The 14,654-nt window shown below is 32.5% G+C and carries 14 protein-coding genes and 1 riboswitch; of the genes, 4 read left to right on the top strand and 10 right to left on the bottom strand.

Going from position 1 to position 14,654, the window contains the following annotated elements:
* Nucleotides 1-15 precede the first annotated feature (15 nt).
* Nucleotides 16-1,473, top strand: a complete 1,458-nt coding sequence (locus LPB87_RS17145) for a S41 family peptidase (protein ID WP_230728670.1) — start codon at nucleotides 16-18, stop codon at nucleotides 1,471-1,473.
* Between the two features lie 75 nt (nucleotides 1,474-1,548).
* Here LPB87_RS17145 and LPB87_RS17140 read toward each other — a convergent pair whose 3' ends face one another.
* The 8 genes from LPB87_RS17140 to LPB87_RS17105 all read right to left on the bottom strand — a co-directional run bounded on the left by LPB87_RS17140 (nucleotide 1,549) and on the right by LPB87_RS17105 (nucleotide 9,723).
* Nucleotides 1,549-2,631: a DUF5074 domain-containing protein gene (locus tag LPB87_RS17140; protein ID WP_230728669.1), complete on the bottom strand. Its 1,083-nt coding sequence runs from the start codon at nucleotides 2,629-2,631 to the stop codon at nucleotides 1,549-1,551.
* A gap of 4 nt (nucleotides 2,632-2,635) precedes the next feature.
* Nucleotides 2,636-4,498: a TonB-dependent receptor gene (locus tag LPB87_RS17135; RefSeq protein ID WP_230728668.1), complete on the bottom strand. Its 1,863-nt coding sequence runs from the start codon at nucleotides 4,496-4,498 to the stop codon at nucleotides 2,636-2,638.
* A 27-nt stretch (nucleotides 4,499-4,525) separates the two neighbouring features.
* Nucleotides 4,526-4,759, bottom strand: a riboswitch (cobalamin riboswitch).
* Between the two features lie 77 nt (nucleotides 4,760-4,836).
* The gene (gene cobC / locus LPB87_RS17130) at nucleotides 4,837-5,373 is read right to left on the bottom strand and encodes an alpha-ribazole phosphatase (RefSeq protein WP_230728667.1); all 537 of its coding nucleotides are present in this window, start codon (nucleotides 5,371-5,373) and stop codon (nucleotides 4,837-4,839) included.
* A complete protein-coding gene (locus tag LPB87_RS17125) occupies nucleotides 5,358-6,155 on the bottom strand; it encodes an adenosylcobinamide-GDP ribazoletransferase (RefSeq protein ID WP_230728666.1) in 798 nt (265 codons plus the stop codon). The genes cobC and LPB87_RS17125 overlap by 16 nt, the downstream gene beginning before the upstream one ends.
* A gap of 343 nt (nucleotides 6,156-6,498) precedes the next feature.
* Nucleotides 6,499-6,939 (bottom strand): IS200/IS605 family transposase, encoded by a 441-nt coding sequence (tnpA, locus tag LPB87_RS17120; RefSeq protein WP_129539563.1) that lies wholly within the window; start codon nucleotides 6,937-6,939, stop codon nucleotides 6,499-6,501.
* Nucleotides 6,940-6,953: 14 nt separating this feature from the next.
* Nucleotides 6,954-8,633, bottom strand: coding sequence for a nicotinate-nucleotide--dimethylbenzimidazole phosphoribosyltransferase (gene cobT / locus LPB87_RS17115; protein WP_230728665.1), 1,680 nt, complete (start codon nucleotides 8,631-8,633; stop codon nucleotides 6,954-6,956).
* Between the two features lie 53 nt (nucleotides 8,634-8,686).
* Nucleotides 8,687-9,196, bottom strand: coding sequence for a bifunctional adenosylcobinamide kinase/adenosylcobinamide-phosphate guanylyltransferase (gene cobU / locus LPB87_RS17110; protein WP_129539561.1), 510 nt, complete (start codon nucleotides 9,194-9,196; stop codon nucleotides 8,687-8,689).
* 161 nt (nucleotides 9,197-9,357) lie between these two features.
* Complete coding sequence (locus LPB87_RS17105) at nucleotides 9,358-9,723, bottom strand: DUF5522 domain-containing protein (protein ID WP_230728664.1); 366 nt, start codon at nucleotides 9,721-9,723, stop codon at nucleotides 9,358-9,360.
* Nucleotides 9,724-9,837: 114 nt separating this feature from the next.
* On the opposite strand from LPB87_RS17105, the gene LPB87_RS17100 reads away from it, so the two are divergent.
* From LPB87_RS17100 to LPB87_RS17090, 3 genes are all read left to right on the top strand, one after another.
* The gene (locus LPB87_RS17100) at nucleotides 9,838-10,980 is read left to right on the top strand and encodes an ABC transporter substrate-binding protein (RefSeq protein WP_230728663.1); all 1,143 of its coding nucleotides are present in this window, start codon (nucleotides 9,838-9,840) and stop codon (nucleotides 10,978-10,980) included.
* A 6-nt stretch (nucleotides 10,981-10,986) separates the two neighbouring features.
* Nucleotides 10,987-12,015, top strand: coding sequence for an iron ABC transporter permease (locus LPB87_RS17095; RefSeq protein ID WP_129539557.1), 1,029 nt, complete (start codon nucleotides 10,987-10,989; stop codon nucleotides 12,013-12,015).
* A 106-nt stretch (nucleotides 12,016-12,121) separates the two neighbouring features.
* Nucleotides 12,122-12,898 carry an ABC transporter ATP-binding protein gene (locus tag LPB87_RS17090; RefSeq protein ID WP_129539556.1) on the top strand — a complete coding sequence of 259 codons (777 nt, stop codon included), beginning with the start codon at nucleotides 12,122-12,124 and terminating at the stop codon, nucleotides 12,896-12,898.
* Between the two features lie 34 nt (nucleotides 12,899-12,932).
* Here LPB87_RS17090 and LPB87_RS17085 read toward each other — a convergent pair whose 3' ends face one another.
* Nucleotides 12,933-13,388: a tRNA (cytidine(34)-2'-O)-methyltransferase gene (locus tag LPB87_RS17085; protein WP_129539555.1), complete on the bottom strand. Its 456-nt coding sequence runs from the start codon at nucleotides 13,386-13,388 to the stop codon at nucleotides 12,933-12,935.
* Nucleotides 13,389-13,448: 60 nt separating this feature from the next.
* Complete coding sequence (locus tag LPB87_RS17080) at nucleotides 13,449-14,033, bottom strand: pseudouridine synthase (protein WP_129539554.1); 585 nt, start codon at nucleotides 14,031-14,033, stop codon at nucleotides 13,449-13,451.
* Between the last annotated feature and the right edge of the window lie 621 nt (nucleotides 14,034-14,654).

The following is a 14,654-nucleotide window of genomic DNA, read 5'->3' as shown; positions in this document are numbered from 1 at the left end:
ATTGATACCTACTATATGAAGACAATATTTAGAACCGTAATATTATTATTTTTAGCTGTATTCTGCTTTCAAGCTTGCCAGGATCAAGATGATGTGGCTGCTCCTAGAAATTTACAAGTACAAGATTTTATCTGGAAAGGATTGAATCAGTATTATTTGTGGCAAGGTGATGTTCCTAATTTAGCTGATGACCGTTTTAATAATAATCAAGAAGCATTAAATTCTTTTTTGAAGGGGTATCCAGATCCTGAAACATTATTTAATTCTTTGCGTGTAGATCCATCAATAGATAGGTTTAGCTGGATTGTTGATGATTATACGGTTTTAGAACAAGAACTTCAAGGAACATCAAAAAATAACGGAATAGATTTTAAATTAAGTCCAAAGTCCAAAGGTTCTAATGATTTGATTGGTTTTGTACGTTATATTTTGCCTAACTCTGATGCTGCAAACAAAGGAGTGAAACGTGGAGATTTATTTTATGGTATTAACGGAACTCAAATCACTTATGATAATTATAGAACGCTGCTTGCGCCAGATAGTTATACTATAAATCTAACGGATTATAATGGGACGGCATTTGTTCCAAATGGGAAATCGATTACGCTTACTAAATCAATTTTGGATGAAAATCCAATTTTCATCAATAAAGTGATAGAAAAAGATGGTCATAAAATAGGGTATTTGATGTATAATGGCTTTTATGGAAACTATGATGATCAATTAAACGCGGCATTTGGAGAATTAAAATCAAAAGGTGTTACTGATTTGGTTCTTGATTTGCGATATAATGGGGGAGGTTCTGTACAAACGGCAACCCGATTGGCAAGTATGATTACAGGACAGTTTACTGATGAAGTTTTTTCTAAGCAAAAATGGAATAATAAGCTCAATAAGTATTATGAAACTGAAGATCCGGAATTACTTAATAATAGGTTTGTAGATAGATTTAATGGAGTTGCTTTAAAAAGTTTGAAACTAGCTAAAGTATATATCTTAACTACTAAAAGTACTGCATCGGCAAGTGAATTGGTTATTAATGGGTTAAAACCATACATTGATGTAGTACAAATAGGTGATGTTACTATAGGTAAAAATGTGGGGTCGGTTACTCTTTATGATTCACCTACTTTTGGTAAAATGAATAGAAATCCGAGTCATAAATATGCTATGCAGCCCATTGTTTTAAAAATTGTTAATTCTGTAGGCTTTGGAGAATACACTAACGGATTAACACCTACATATAGTGTAATAGAATCTGTAAATGCGTTAGGCGTTTTAGGAGAGTATACTACTGAACCTTTATTAGGTACTGCAGTTTCAAAAATTATTGGAACAGGTAAAATGATTCTGCCTAAAGATGACAAAGTGTTTGAGTATTTTACCGATTCAAAATCAATAGATGGTATTCGAAATCAAATGTATTTGGATGAAGCTCCAGAAGGGCTCTTGAGAGCGTTACAAGATAGATAATACAAAAAAAGGCTTTCGTTAGAAAGCCTTTTTTGTTGAAAATAAGTAAGATATGAAATTAAGATTTTTAATTTATTATTTGTTAAAATAGAAGCCATTTGGTGATATTCCAACACTGAATTCATTAGATAAAACTCCTGTTAAAGAATAAATATAAACATCTCCAGGGTCTTGAAAATTTACTGCATCAGCAATATATATATTGTTGTTTTTTACTGCAAAGCCATAAAGAGCACTAACTTCTTTTGCTTTAAATATTTCTGTAGTTGGTAACGTTGTTGTGTTTGTTGATGCAGCATAGATATTATTTCCAACAGTATAATACAGTTTGTTGTTTTCAATAGCTAAGAAGCTAGGATGAGTGATGCCAGGAAAATCAATTGTAGATGAAACGGTATTGTTACTCATGTTAATTTTTACTAATTTACCAGTTGTTTCAGGTGAAACGTATGATGGTCGTCCATTACATAAAACATATAAAGTGCCATTATCTTTTACTAATGAACTAGGTACGTCTCCTACTGCAAAGTTTTTTGTAACAGTATTATTACTAGCGTCGATAATAGATAATGAGTTTCCTTGGCCCCAACCACCTTTGTGAGCTACATAAAGTTTGTTGTCATTTTCGATTATTTGCTCAGGACCTTCAACAACAGGAATTGTTGATGTAACTTTATTTGTTGTTAAATCAATGACAGCTACATAATCATCTGAAGGGTCTACTGGGTTACCCCAGTTTGTAATAAATCCTTTTCCATTTGCAAATGCAATATATCTTGGGCTATTTATCTTTGTGTTGATTGTAGCAATACTTTTAAATGTATTTCGGTTAACTACTTCAATTTTATTTCCTCTATTTACAATGATGTAAGCATAATCACCATTAAAACCAATGCTTTGAGGAGCATCTTTAATATTTTTACCTTCATTAACTAAAGAAAAAACATTTTTCCCGAGTTTTAAGTCGTCTGATAAATAGGAAATAGATCCATTTACTTTTTCAAAAACACCTTCTTCGATAATAAATAGTCCTCCTTCGTAATTTCCACGTGGTGCAGGTTCTGGTTCTGGAGTAATGGTATCGTCGTCATTACTACAAGATACAAAAAATGTAGCGCTTACAATGACAGCTAAAAATAGCTTATTAAGTTTTTTCATGGTATTAAAAGTTAAGGTTTATATATATGGTGTAATTTCTTCCAGGCATTTGTCTCCCAATAACTGGTTGGTAATCTTCGTTCCAGATATTCAGTATTTGTAATCCAATTTTGTAACTGTTCTTTTTTCCTAAGTCATAATCAATTCCTAGATTACCAACGTTATAAGGTTTCACTTTGGTAGCAGGATTATTAAAAGGAGTGCTAAATGCTTCTCCGTTGTATAAGTATTGAAAGTAAGAAGAAACTTTTTTCCAATTGTAAGAAACAGATCCAGTTAATTTATGATAAGGGACATATATAAGTTGTTTATAAAATAATTCGCCTTTAATTAATTGCTTGCTTTCTGAAACAGTATAGGCATAGGTTCCGTTAAGTGTGAAATTATGATTTTCTATTTTTGTTCTCCATTCTAAAAGTACTTCAGCACCATAAGCTCTTACTCTGCTTGTGTTTTCTGGAGACCAGTTATCACCACCACCTTGGGATGGTACCCAACGTAATAAATCTTTTATCGAATTGTAATACATAGTTACAGATAATGAGAATTTTTTTGTAAAAAACTCGTTGCCGATTTCTCCCTGATAAGAAGTTTCAGGTTTTAAATCAGGGTTACCACTTCCTTCCCAAAATAAATCGTTGTAAGTAGGCATTCTGAAATTCTTAGAAGCGTTTAATTTTATGCGATAAAAATCTGTAAATTGATACCTTGTTCCTAAAGAAAAAAGAAAAGGATTTCCATAATTATCTGTTAATTCCTGACGAATACTAGCTGTGTAATCCCATTTGTCAGTTACGAAATGCTGTAATAATAAACTAGCTGAACCAACTTGTCTTTTTACATTATTTATACTAGAGCCATATCCTTTATTACGATTATAATCAATGATAGAATTCAGTTTAATCTTGTCATTTACATCAAAAGCTAAATCATATTTTATAATAGAAGTTTCAACTTTTCCATAAGTATAAAAGTCGGAGGTAATACTTGGGAAATATTTATAAGATTCTCCAATATGTGCCACCCTTAATTTAGAAGTAAACCGATTAAATGTATTCTCCCATTCTAAAAGATTACGAGTGTTAAAGTCATTATATTTTGTTTTGGTAGCGTTTGGAGAAGTCAAAGAAAAATGACGTTCTGCATCATAAAACTGACTATATAATTTCAAGGAGTTTTTAGAGTCTATTTTATAACCAAATGTTGTATTCATACTCGTGTTATAGTATGCACCATTAATGTTTTTTTGATCAGTAGTTCCAGGGTATTTAAAATCATTGTCAGAACTATTTCTGGAAATATTAACTTGAATGCTGTATTTGTCGGACGAAACGTTAGCACGATAATTTGTGCTATAAGTATCATAACTGCCTCCACTGAGAAACAAATGGTTAGAAAAATCCTTTTTAAAACGTATGTCATTATTTAAGTGAATACTTCCGCCTATTGCGCCACTTCCATATAATACACTTCCTCCTCCGGCTTTTACAGCAATAGAGTTGAAATCTCTAGTTCCGATTGTATTAAAATCTGCTTGACCTAAAAATTGAGAATTGATGTTTATTCCGTTCCAAATAACTGCAGTTTGGGCGCCTGTCGTTCCTCTAAAAGAAGGTGCAGAAGTCATTCCTAGTCCATTTTCCTTAAAGTAAATAACAGTGTTATAATTTAAAAGAGATGTTAAGGATGCTTGGTTTTTATTAATAATAGAATCATTAAGTAATTGAACCGATTGTGAGTCTGAGTATTTCTTGAGGTTAGTATCTGAAACTATAACTTCTTTTAATTTTGTTATAGAATCATTTTGTGCCAAAATAAATTGGCAAGCTAAGAGTGAAAGACAGATGTATAACTTTTGTAATGTCATAATTTCTAAACTCTTTTTCCCGAGAGTTCGATATTTGTTAACAAAGGCAGGTCTCCTGGCTTACGTCTTGTTGTTTTCCTTCCCGTTTTAAAACAGTGGTTTTGTAGTTAACAACAAGCATTCCTTTCGGAACTAAGTTTACAGTTGCGGGTACAGCTCAAGATTTACGAATGTTGATTTTGATAATTTCAAACTTCAATTACTTGATTCCCTTTTAATGTGTCTAATAAATATGGCACAACCTTAATGTGGCTACAAATATAAAGTTAAAAATGCTTAAAAATCAATTTTGTTTAGACTTTAACCCAGAATGTAAATCGAAGGTTTCGTTTATAGTTTTATATTATAATTTTTATGACCTGTCCAAAATCGACTTTGTTTTGAAAAGCATCTTTTAAAGGAAGTGAATTCAAAAGACATAAAATGCTTCGAATAACTCCAGCATGTGTAATTATAATTGCCTTTGATGGTTTTTTGATAAGTATTTCGTTTTCTATAAAATGAGTTACCCTTTGATGTAAATCAATAAAAGATTCTCCGTTTGGAACTCGAATATTTACGAAATCTTCCATCCACGGATTTAAATCTTCTTGAGCAATTTCATTCCAATTTTTCATTTCCCAATCGCCAAAATTCATTTCCATCAAGCGTTTGTCTTCTTGGTAGTTTGAAATTTTGGTTTCTTTTTGGATATGTTTAGCAAGTAATGCACAACGTTTCAATGGACTAGAATATAAGATTGCATCATCAGGCAATTGCTTTGCGATGTTATCAAAAATCAAATCGTAAGGTTCAGCAATATCTACATCGGTTTGACCGTAACAAATTCCTTTTTCGCAAACAGTTTCGGTATGGCGAACTAAATAAATTTCCATATTGCTATAACACTTAAGTAAAAAATAACTTCGCAAACTTGTTGTGTGGCACCTAGACAATCTCCTGTATAACCATCAATCCATTTTTGGAAATAACGAGCTAAGAAATAACGAGCAAGAAAGACTGGGAGTATGACCAACAGTATTTGGTACTGAAAATAAGAAAGAACTAAAAGAGGTAATAAACCAAAAAAGAAAGAGCCTACAACTTCTTTCCAGCTAAAACTTTTTGCAATAGGTTTACTTTTGCTTGAAGCATCTTCACGAGAATATTCATGAGTAAATACAATGCTTATAGCCGCCAAACGACTAATAGAATGTCCTGCAATAAACAATAATAAAATAGTGAATGTTGATTTCTGGTTTGTAATTGTTTCTGTTGTTACTAGTTCTGAAAGTAATTGAAATTTCAATAAAAATAATAATACAACGCCAATAGCTCCATACGCTCCAATGGCACTATCTTTCATGATAAGTAAGATTTTTTCTTTGGTCCAACCGCCACCAAAACCGTCACAAACATCCGCAAAACCATCCTCATGAAATGCTCCTGTAGTCAAGATTCCAGCAATCATTCCTATAATTACTGCAGCAGATAATGATACTAAAAATGAAGCTCCATAAAAAGCCAGAAAAGAAATCCCTCCAACAATCCAACCTATCAAAGGGAAATAACGACTTGCTTTATTAAGATAATCAGGATTATGGTCGATGTTTTTAGGACAAGGAATCCTTGTGTAAAACATTAATGCAGTAAAAAATATATGGAGTTGTTTTTTCATTTAATGATTTTGTTTATTTGGCTAAAGCCAATATTATTAACCTATTATTAACGAACATCTAAAGATGTTGGCAATTCAATATTTAGATTGTCTATAAAATTTGTTTTTATGTATTGATGCTTTTGTTAGGTTACTTTGGAGTATATTTATTAAAATCATGCTGCTATTAAGTATTTGGCTAAAGCCAATTTGTTTGTCATTTAATAAAACAACATCTAAAGATGTTGGCAATTCAATTTCTAAGATTGTTATTTTATTTTATTGACAATCTTAGAAATTGAATTGCCTCCAGATTTATCTGGAGGATACGAAATTTGTTATGTTATTGGCTTTAGCCAAATCTTTATTTATTATTTGTTTTCTGAAATCCATACTTGAGAATAAACTCATTATATTCTTCCTGAAGTGTTTTTTTAGTATGATGTATTTCTTGATTTTTAATATAGTCTCTTACTCTATCAATAATAGATTCAGAAACAGAAACTGCAAAATACTCATCTTGCCATTCAAATTTTTCTTTAGTTAATTGGTTTTTATTAATCCAAAACGAAGACTCTCCTTTTAGTAATTGTATTGTTTTTTGGATGTTTTGGTCTACGCCTAATGAAATAAGACAGTGACAATGGTCTGAATATCCATTTATAAAATCAATATAAATTCCTTTTTCTTTTGCATTCTCTCTTATATGTTGCCAGACTTTTTGACGCAATTCTGCAGAATCTAAATAGGGAACTCTATTTTTAGTACTCCAAACTAAGTGTATATATACTTTTATGAATGGCATAATTTTTTAAACTCTTATTTATTACTAATCCCAGCATTCTCAAAAGTAGCCATTTCGTTAAGAAAAGCCACTGCCGATTGTAATATTGGTAAAGCAATTGCACAACCAGTTCCTTCGCCTAAGCGTAAATCAAGTTGTAAAACCGATTTGGCCTCAAGGTAATCTAATAATTTTTGATGTCCTTGTTCAGCCGAAGAATGACAGAAAATTGCATTCTTTTTAATGTCAGGATTTATTTTAAAGGCAATTAAAAAAGCTACAGTACAAATAAAACCATCTACAAGAGTGAGCATATTGTTTTTATAAGCGGCTAACATCCCGCCAGCCATCTGCATGATTTCAAAACCACCAAAATAAGCTAGTTGCTCTTTTAATTCGGCTTGACCAGAATAATTTTCGATAGCTTTTTTTAAGATTTCCTGTTTCTCATTTAGTTTAGCATCATCAACTCCAGTTCCTTTTCCCACACATTCCTTAATAGAGAAACCAGTTAAAACACTCATCAAGACAGAAGCTGTAGAGGTATTCCCAATACCCATTTCGCCAAACCCAATACAATTACTTCCTGTTTTTGCAATAGAATCAACAATTTCGGATCCTTTTAAGAAGCATAATTGTAGTTCAGTTTCGCTCATTGCGGGAACATGTAGAAAGGACTGAGTTCCTTTAGCAATTTTAGCATTAATTAAATTGGCATTGGTAGGGAAATCATAATTTACACCAGCATCTACGATAGAAAGTTCAATATTGTTTTGTTTACAAAACACATTAATTGCTGCTCCACCTTCAAGAAAATTACCGACCATTTGTCGGGTAACGTCTTGCGGATACGCGCTTACACCATGATTGGCAATTCCGTGATCTGCGGCAAAAACAACGATATTAGGTTTTATAATCTCAGGATTCAAAGTCTGAAAAACAGTCCCGATTTGGAATGCTAATTTTTCTAAAATACCCAAAGAACCAAGAGGTTTCGTTTTTGAGTCAATTTTATGTTGTAGTGATTCTTTGAAAGAAGCAGTAATTTCAATTTTCGATTGATTTTCTAAATCTAATTTCGGAGCAAAACTCTCATTTATAGTTTTAATTTCGATGCAATCAAAAGTTTCTGATTTCTGTTTCCAGTTCAATTGTTGCAACATCGGTTGATTGTCATAGTTCGTTGCGGGTTTTCCAATGCAAAAATAGCCTAGTGGCTCTATGTTTTCGGGTAAGTCAATTATTTTCTTGAACTGATAATAGTTTAATATAGAAACCCAACCCATGCCGTAACCTTGTTCCGTAAGTGATAACCATATATTTTGTGCAGCACAAACGGAGCTAAATTTTACAGCTTCATTACTACCAACAGTTCCTATAGTAAAGTTGTTCAGTACCGAGCGATCATAAGCAATAATCATCCCAATCGGAGCTTCCTCAATGGCCTCTAGTTTTAAGGATTTATAATGTTCTTTCTGATGCTCATCATCAGTTAATGATTCTGCTTTTTTATTATAATCCAAAAATAAATCTTTGATAGCTTTTTTAACCCCATCAGATTTTATGATGTAGTATTTAGTTGCATCAGTCAAACCTACCGAAGGCGCCCAATGTCCTGCCTGCAACGCTTTTTGGATAACCTCGTCAGGAACTTCATCATTTGTAAAATGGCGTGTATCGCGGCGTGATTTTAAAATATCATCTAAATAACTCATGTTTTTTCTTTTTAAGGTTCAAAGGCGCAAAGGTTCAGAGGGACAAAGCCAAATTATCCTTTTATTTTTACCGGAATTCCAGAAACCATTAATACAACAGTATCGGCATTTTTGGCAAGAAACTGATTCATCCAGCCTTGTAATTCCGTAAATTTTCTTCCTACATGTGTATCAGCATGAAGTCCCATTCCGATTTCGTTAGTTACAATTATCAAGGTTGCATCTGGCTGATTGGCTATTTTCAAAAATTCAGCTTTAGCTTCGTCAAGAGATAATGTAACATCGTTTTTAGTGTCAACAAAAAAGTTCGTTAACCAAAGCGTTACACAATCAATCAAAGCCACTTTACCCGAAAAATCAATTTCGCTCAAGTGTTTTTCTTTTTCAATATTTGTCCAGCGTTCGTCTCGTTCTTGTTGGTGTCTGTCAATTCTATTCTGGAAATCTTCATCCCATTTTCGAGCCGTCGCCACATAAATTGGCGTATTCGTAAGTTCTAAAGCCAGTTCTTGAGCATAACCACTTTTCCCCGAACGTTCCCCACCAGTAATCAAGTAAATCATTTTTATAATTGTTAATTATGAATTGTAAGTTTAAGAAGGACGTTCCCTTCGGTCGGGCTTCCCGATAGCTATCGGGATGCTATATCTTTTATTTTTTAAAGAAAAAAATAAAAGGATGCCGCTACTATTCCTAACGGAACCATTTAATTATTAGTTGTTAATTATTTATAGGGGCAATGTCTACATTTATTTCCGCAACAGCTTCCCCTTTTTAGGTGAAACCATTCCTTAAAAACATAATTTCCATTTTCCAGATAATAATCGATTCCTTCAATTAGCGTATTGTTTTTAGGTAAAACTGAAGCTTTATTATCAATCGCAATTTCGGGAGTAATTGTATTTACAAAATCATCTATTTTTACAGCACAAGCATTTTTAAAACAATTCGGGCAAAGACAATCTACAACTTCCGAAGGTACAAAAATAGGAGGGAAGTCGTTGCACCAACATTTGTTTCCATCGGGAGAATCTCCACAATTAAATGCAGTTCCGCAGCTAGAGCAATTTTTCACTTTAAGACCATTCATACAGCAAAGATACTATTTGTTCAATTTTTTACGTTTAAAAGTAAACAAGAAATTTGGAAATAGCGCTACCTTTGCTACTGTCTACAACCTTTATAAAACAAATAGTAACTACATATGAAGTCATCATTACATAAAGTCGTTTTTCTTTTCTCTTTTTTAGTAGTAATAGGATGCAAGAAAAATGAAAGTACGCCAGAAACAAAAACTGAAATAGGACAAAACAGTATCGAATATGCCTCGGGACTTTCTATTAATAAATTCACAGGTTATTCAGTTGTAAAAGTTTCAAATCCATGGCCAGATGCTGGAAAAGCTTATACTTATGTATTAAAAGAAAAAGACGGAGTTGTACCAGATAGCTTAAAAACTTATACAACTATTCAGGTTCCTTTACAGACAATTGTAGTAACATCAACAACTAATATTCCGTTTTTAGAAATGCTTGATGTCGAAAATAATTTGGTAGGTTTTCCACATACCGATTATGTTTCTTCGGAGAAAACCAGAAAATTAATAGATAAAGGTTCTGTTAAGAATGTAGGTCAAAATGAAAAATTAAATATCGAACAACTTATAGAATTAGCACCAAATTTAATTGTCACTTTTGGGGTAGATAACAACAACCCAATGTTAGATAATTTACAAAAAAGCGGTTTAAAAGTGCTTATTCAAGCCGATTGGATGGAACAATCACCACTAGGAAAAGCGGAATGGATTAAACTTTACGGAGCATTATTTGGAAAAGAAGCGCAAGCCAAAGAACTTTTTGATAAAATTGTAACTAGTTATAATGAGGCTAAAAAATTAGTGTCTTCAAAGAAAGCAACTTCAACAGTTTTATATGGTTCGATGTATATGGATCAATGGTATGTTGCTAAAGGAAATAGTTGGGTTGCCCAATTTATGGCCGATGCCAAAGCCGATTATTTATGGGTAAATCTAGAAGGAACAGGAAGTCAGGGCTTATCTTTTGAAAAAATATTAGATAAAGCCAAAACAGCTTCGGTTTGGATTGCGACAGGTTCTTTTAAATCATTATCAGAATTAGAAAAAAGTAATCCACATTACAGCCAGTTCGATGCTTTTAAAACGAAAAATGTATATACTTTCGAGAGTAAATTTGGAGCAACTGGAGGAACGGTTTATTATGAATTGGCACCAAGCCGTCCAGATTTAGTTCTTAAAGATTACATTAAGATATTTCATCCTGAGTTATTGCCAAGTTATGAATTTGCGTTTGCGTCTAAATTAAACTAACTTCCATTGGCGAATCAAAAGCGAAATACAATCTTGTTCTTTATACTCGGTTTAGCACTTTTGTTACTATTCTTTCTAGATATTAGTTTTGGGTCAATTACAATCCCGTTCAAAGAAGTTTATACCAGTTTAACAGGAGGGGAAGCAAGTAAATCAACATGGGAATATATCATAATTAATTACCGTTTGCCCAAAGCTATAACGGCAGTATTGGTAGGTGTAGGATTAGCGATAAGCGGTTTATTAATGCAAACATTATTTAGGAATCCATTGGCTGGTCCAGATGTCTTAGGATTAAGTTCGGGAGCAATATTAGCAGTAGCTATTGTAATTTTAGGAGCGGGTTTATTACCTTCATTTTTAAATACAATTTTGCTATCAAGCTACGGAATCGTATTCGCATCGACATTAGGAAGTATTTCTGTTTTATTTCTGGTCTTATTAGTATCGCAACGATTACGAAATACTATGGCTATTTTAATCGTAGGACTTATGTTTGGTAGTTTTACCAGTGCCATTGTTGGAGTTTTAACCTATTTTAGTTCGGCAGAACAATTACAGAAATTCACTTTTTGGTCATTAGGAAGTCTGGGGAATCTCTCTTGGTCTTCGATTATTGTTTTAGCAGTTAGTGTTAGTATTGGCTTGCTTTTAAGTGCTTTTAGTATTAAGCCATTAAATGCATTGCTTCTAGGAGAGAATTATGCCAAAAGCATGGGGCTTAATTTCAAGAGAACAAGGCTCATCATCATTTTGGCAACAAGTATTTTAGCCGGAAGTGTTACCGCTTTTGCAGGGCCAATAGCTTTTATCGGGCTAGCTGTTCCTCATATTGCCAAGCTTACATTCAGAACTAGTAATCATGCCGTTTTATATTGGAGTACTCTTTTTTATGGCGGAATAATTATGTTGTTTTGCGACATCGCATCACAATTACCAGGATTAGAAACCACATTGCCTATTAATGCAATAACATCAATAATTGGAGCACCAGTAGTAATTTGGCTATTAGTTCGAAAAAGAAATTTTGAGTAAATGTTTTTGTCACTGATTATAGTCTTAAATAGATTACAATTTGTGACTAGAATGAATTTTAAAACTTAGAACCTTAGTTACTTTGCATCTTAGTACCTTAAAGAAAATGGAAACTATCTTATCAACTTCGAACTTAAGTATTGGCTACAAGTCCAAGAAAGCAACTATAACTATTGCTCAAAACTTAAACCTGAACTTAGAACCAGGCAAACTTATAGCTTTAATTGGTGCTAACGGAATTGGGAAATCGACTTTGTTGCGTACAATAACAGGAATTCAACATCCGCTGTCAGGAACAGTTTTATTAAATGATAAAAATGTATTCGAATATAAACCACTAAATTTAGCTCAAAACTTAAGTATTGTTTTAACTGAAAAATTACCGTCAAGTAATTTATCCGTTTTTGAATTGGTAGCTTTAGGACGTCAGCCTTATACTAACTGGATTGGAACTTTAAGTAGATACGATATCAAAAAAGTAAATGAGGCATTGGAACTCACTCAAATAAGCCATTTATCGCATAAAAAACATTACGAAATAAGTGATGGACAATTGCAAAAAGTGTTAATTGCAAGAGCTTTGGCACAAGATACGCCACTTATTATTCTTGATGAGCCTACAACACATCTTGATTTATTACACAAAGTAGCTTTGTTTAAATTGCTCAAGAAGCTAACAAATGAAACAGGAAAATGCATCCTGTTTTCTACACATGATATTGATTTGGCAATTCAATTAAGTGATGAAATGATTATTATGACACCTGAAACAGTTATACAGGACGAGCCTTGCAACTTAATTGCGACAGGTAGTTTTGCAACTTTGTTTAAAGATGATCATATTACTTTTGATGCCGAAAAAGGAAAGTTTGTAATTACTTAAAAACTTAGATTTGTCTGATTGGATAAATGACCGTTTAAAGCTTTAATCCAATCTGTCTCTTAGCTTCACCAACAACAAAAGCAACCGAATTTGCGATATTAAAGCTTCTGATTAAAGATGACATCGGAATCGTAAGATGATTTTCGAACTGTTCTAAAACTTCCTTACTCAATCCTACACTTTCTTTACCAAAAACCAACCAATCTCCATCTTGGAAATCAGTTTCAAGATATGATTTTTCGGCATGAGAACTCATAAGGAATACGCGTGATAAATCTGGAATTTGAGCTTTCCATTCGGCCACATTTTGATATTCGGTTACATCAAGATGAACCCAATAATCGAGTCCGGAACGCTTTAGGTTTTTATCATTTATAACAAAACCAAATGGATGCACTAAATGCAATCGGCTTTGGGTACCAACGCACAATCGGCCAATATTTCCAGTATTATTAGGTATTTCGGGTTCTACGAGAACTATATTTAACATTGTCGTTAATTTGTTTATTCGGTTAATTGTTAATTTGAAAATTATCTAATTATTTAATTATCAGATTGATATATTATCTAATTTAAAATTGGGTACTTCAAGAACTTCCCCAGCTTTTAAGCCTTGCAAATATACATTTCCTATACGAACACGTACCAATCTTAAAGTAGGAAAACCAACGGCAGCAGTCATTTTTCGCACTTGGCGAAATTTACCTTCATTTACCGTTATCGAAGCCCATGAAGTGGGACCATGTCGTTCGTCTCGAATTTTTTTTGCTCTAGGACCAAAATCAGGAATTTCGGTAACGATAAAAGCAGAGCAAGGTTTGGTTTTATACTTTCCACCATCAAAACCTATTTCTACCCCTTTTTGTAATTCTTCAATTGCTTCAGGAGTAATAATTCCATCAACTTGAACGTAGTATTCCTTATCGACTTTTTTACTTCTTATTTGTTCACTTACTTTTCCATCAGTGGTAAGCAATAGCAAACCTTCTGAATCTTCATCAAGTCTGCCAATAGCCATTGTGCCTTCAGGGAAATTATATAATTCACCTAATAGTTTTTTCTTTCTTTTTAGCTCATATATAAACTGACTTAAATAACCGTATGGCTTAGAAAGAATAAAATGTTGATGTGGCATGCTAGAATTTTTGTGCAAAGATAGGTTTGTTTCACAAGAAATCCCATTTATCCTTAATCTGACTTATTGTTTTGATTTTATTCAGCGACAAATAAACAGCCCGAATTACTGTAATAGCAAATAAGCTAATCAAAGGAAGATTGAAGTTGTTAAAAAATCATGGAAATAGTTGCCAGTTATTATATATGCCGAAGCGATACAAAGTTTTAATACAATAAAGTCAGCATTAGACAACTAGTTTTGATTTTAAAAAAGCCCATGATGTGTAATTCTCATGATTAGAAAATTAGTAATAAAAATAAAATTCTTGTGAGTAAATCTAAAGAATTTCTAATTTAATGGATACAAAATTGCTCGGTTTTATTAAGAGATTAGAACGTGTATTTTTGCTAGAAAAGCCTTACTATTACTGGGATTGTTGAGGTTTTATAGTTTAAATTAATAAATGAAAAAAGTGCTGATTATTTGTTTAATTGATTTAAATCTTTAATATTTATTATATAAATAATAGATATTATGATGTTTTTTGTTGAATGTTTAATAAATTTATAAACACTAACTTTAAGGTTTTATAATATTGGCTTAACTTTAAAGACTATAAATTTGAACTCTAAAAACTCT

It is taken from the genome of Flavobacterium sp. EDS (assembly GCF_020991525.1).
Classification (GTDB): Bacteria; Bacteroidota; Bacteroidia; order Flavobacteriales; family Flavobacteriaceae; genus Flavobacterium.
The sequence above is the reverse complement of the archived record's forward strand: the minus strand, read 5'-3'. Positions and strand labels throughout refer to the sequence as shown.

Bases quoted from the DNA above. Each gene is read 5' to 3' on its own strand.
- LPB87_RS17145 (WP_230728670.1), top strand. From the start codon at position 16: ATGAAGACAATATTTAGAACCGTAATATTATTATTTTTAGCTGTATTC.
- LPB87_RS17140 (WP_230728669.1), bottom strand. From the start codon at position 2,631: ATGAAAAAACTTAATAAGCTATTTTTAGCTGTCATTGTAAGCGCTACA.
- LPB87_RS17135 (WP_230728668.1), bottom strand. From the start codon at position 4,498: ATGACATTACAAAAGTTATACATCTGTCTTTCACTCTTAGCTTGCCAA.
- cobC (WP_230728667.1), bottom strand. From the start codon at position 5,373: ATGGAAATTTATTTAGTTCGCCATACCGAAACTGTTTGCGAAAAAGGA.
- LPB87_RS17125 (WP_230728666.1), bottom strand. From the start codon at position 6,155: ATGAAAAAACAACTCCATATATTTTTTACTGCATTAATGTTTTACACA.
- tnpA (WP_129539563.1), bottom strand. From the start codon at position 6,939: ATGCCATTCATAAAAGTATATATACACTTAGTTTGGAGTACTAAAAAT.
- cobT (WP_230728665.1), bottom strand. From the start codon at position 8,633: ATGAGTTATTTAGATGATATTTTAAAATCACGCCGCGATACACGCCAT.
- cobU (WP_129539561.1), bottom strand. From the start codon at position 9,196: ATGATTTACTTGATTACTGGTGGGGAACGTTCGGGGAAAAGTGGTTAT.
- LPB87_RS17105 (WP_230728664.1), bottom strand. From the start codon at position 9,723: ATGAATGGTCTTAAAGTGAAAAATTGCTCTAGCTGCGGAACTGCATTT.
- LPB87_RS17100 (WP_230728663.1), top strand. From the start codon at position 9,838: ATGAAGTCATCATTACATAAAGTCGTTTTTCTTTTCTCTTTTTTAGTA.
- LPB87_RS17090 (WP_129539556.1), top strand. From the start codon at position 12,122: ATGGAAACTATCTTATCAACTTCGAACTTAAGTATTGGCTACAAGTCC.
- LPB87_RS17085 (WP_129539555.1), bottom strand. From the start codon at position 13,388: ATGTTAAATATAGTTCTCGTAGAACCCGAAATACCTAATAATACTGGA.
- LPB87_RS17080 (WP_129539554.1), bottom strand. From the start codon at position 14,033: ATGCCACATCAACATTTTATTCTTTCTAAGCCATACGGTTATTTAAGT.